Below are 1,811 nucleotides of genomic sequence, written 5' to 3' on the forward strand. Positions count from 1 at the left end.
CGCTCCGAACGTCGTCGCGGGCGATTATGGAAAGCACAAGGGGCAATCCCCCGAGGAGATGGCCAAGAAGGCGCTGAACAAGTGGCAGAAGACCCTGAAGATCACTCCCGAGCAGGCGCCGCAGTTCGAGGCGGCGATGACCGAGTCGTACCGGAAGATGGCCGAGGCCAAGACCGCGGCGGCCGGCGACAAGACGAAGATGAAGGAATCGATGGTCACCGTCCTCAAGGAGCGCGAGGAGTCGCTCGCTCAGGTGCTGACGGCGGATCAGATGAAGATCTACAAGGAGAAGATCGCCAAGGTCAGCAAGAAGGCCAAGGAGCACGTGGCCAAGACGGACGACACGAAGTAGCCGAAGTCGGCATCGACGAGAGCGGCGCGGTCATCACGACCGCGCCGTCTTGCTGAATCGGCTGCCTGAAACTCCATGTGGCATCTGGCGAGACGAATGCAATAGGTCTTCTGGGCCACGACTCGTGGGCTGGAAGGTCGAGCCGTCGCTGCTAGGAGCGACCTGAACTCCACCTAGTCAAGTTGGCGCGACAGCGGCTAGCGGCTCACCCCGTACTGGCGACCGATGGCGACCGGCCGCCAACCCATGGCCGCGTACATGGCCTTCGACGTCTCCGCCACGTTGGCGCAAATCACGATCGGGCCAGCACTCTGAGCGCGGGCTTCGGCCACGCAATGGTGGATCAAGGCCGTCGCAATTCCTCGGTGGCGATACTCCGGCAACACGAAGAGATCCTCGACCTGTCCCATGCCGTCGACACCCTCCCACGAGTTGAAGAAGCCCACCGGCCGGCCGTCCACGTAGGCCATGGTGTAGCGCACCGGAGGACACTTGAGCCGCGCCGCCGTGGCGAGACCGTCGGGGACCTGCCAGCGCCGCGGATCGCCCTCGGCTGGATTGGCATGCTCGGCCCATTCGACCCGCTTCAGCTCGCGGAATGCGCGCCAGTCCTCTGCGCTGATGATTGGCCTGAGGTCACACGATCGCGGCTCAGCGCGCAGATCCTCCGTGAGGAGCATGATGAGGATGCGCGTCTGCTCGACCCCGATCAGTGCGAGGCGCGACTCGATCGACGGCTGGGCCGAGGGGGAGAGTCTGAAGGTCAGGGTCGAGCAGTGCGCAAACTCTTCCCGGGCCCGATCCAGCAGGCGCTCGATCTCAGCGTCCGAGGCCGCCGAGATGTCATAGATGAAATTGGCGTCGTAGATGAATGGAATTTCCGGATTGACGACGAAGGTCGCGAACTCGGTCTCGAAGGTTCGGTGCCCAAGCGCGAGGTTGAGCACGTTCACTCGCCAGGCTTGCGAGGTCTGGCGATCAACCGACATGGGCGGCACAGGCCTCCTCGGAACGCCAGACTCGAGCGGCATGCCATTGAGTCACCGTGCGGGCGACGGGCCCGGCGCTACCGTCCCGGCGATGAGTTCGATCCTGCATCGAGGTCGGCGGCGGCTCTCGACAGCATTTCTTCCTCGCCTTCGATCCGTGAGCCACAGCTGTAGCCCGAGCGATAGGTGAGCAGGGTGACGGTCAGAAAGCAAGCCTTGCACGACCGCCCTCGGCCAGCCGCTGGGCCGCTGCCAAGTCCCTGACTCGGCGGCCCTTGCGCCGTTGGCGCCGGCTCGAAGCGCCGACCAGTCAAGCGCGGATCAAGCGACGCCGGCCACGCTCCGTTCACGTCGGTCGAGGTCCATCGACCGCATGAAGGGAGGTCGTGATGCACTCGGAGAACCGTTCGGTGAGCCGTCGAGGGGCTCGCCTGCCCTACCTGGTGGTCGTGCTGCTTGCGGCGTTGATC

The 1,811-nt window shown here is 64.6% G+C and carries 2 protein-coding genes; one reads left to right on the top strand and one right to left on the bottom strand.

Annotated features, from left to right (window positions below):
- The coding region (locus VFQ05_15105) for a hypothetical protein (GenBank protein ID HET9328093.1) at positions 1-352 on the top strand (352 nt) is incomplete at its 5' end.
- A 197-nt stretch (positions 353-549) separates the two neighbouring features.
- On the opposite strand, the gene VFQ05_15110 is transcribed toward VFQ05_15105, so the two are convergent.
- A complete protein-coding gene (locus VFQ05_15110) occupies positions 550-1,341 on the bottom strand; it encodes a GNAT family N-acetyltransferase (protein HET9328094.1) in 792 nt (263 codons plus the stop codon).
- Positions 1,342-1,811: the final 470 nt, after the last annotated feature.

The organism is Candidatus Eisenbacteria bacterium (assembly GCA_035712145.1).
GTDB lineage: Bacteria > Eisenbacteria > RBG-16-71-46 > RBG-16-71-46 > RBG-16-71-46 > DASTBI01.

What these genes read in the sequence shown, in the direction of transcription:
- VFQ05_15110 (HET9328094.1), bottom strand. Translation starts at nt 1,341, where the DNA reads ATGTCGGTTGATCGCCAGACCTCGCAAGCCTGGCGAGTGAACGTGCTC.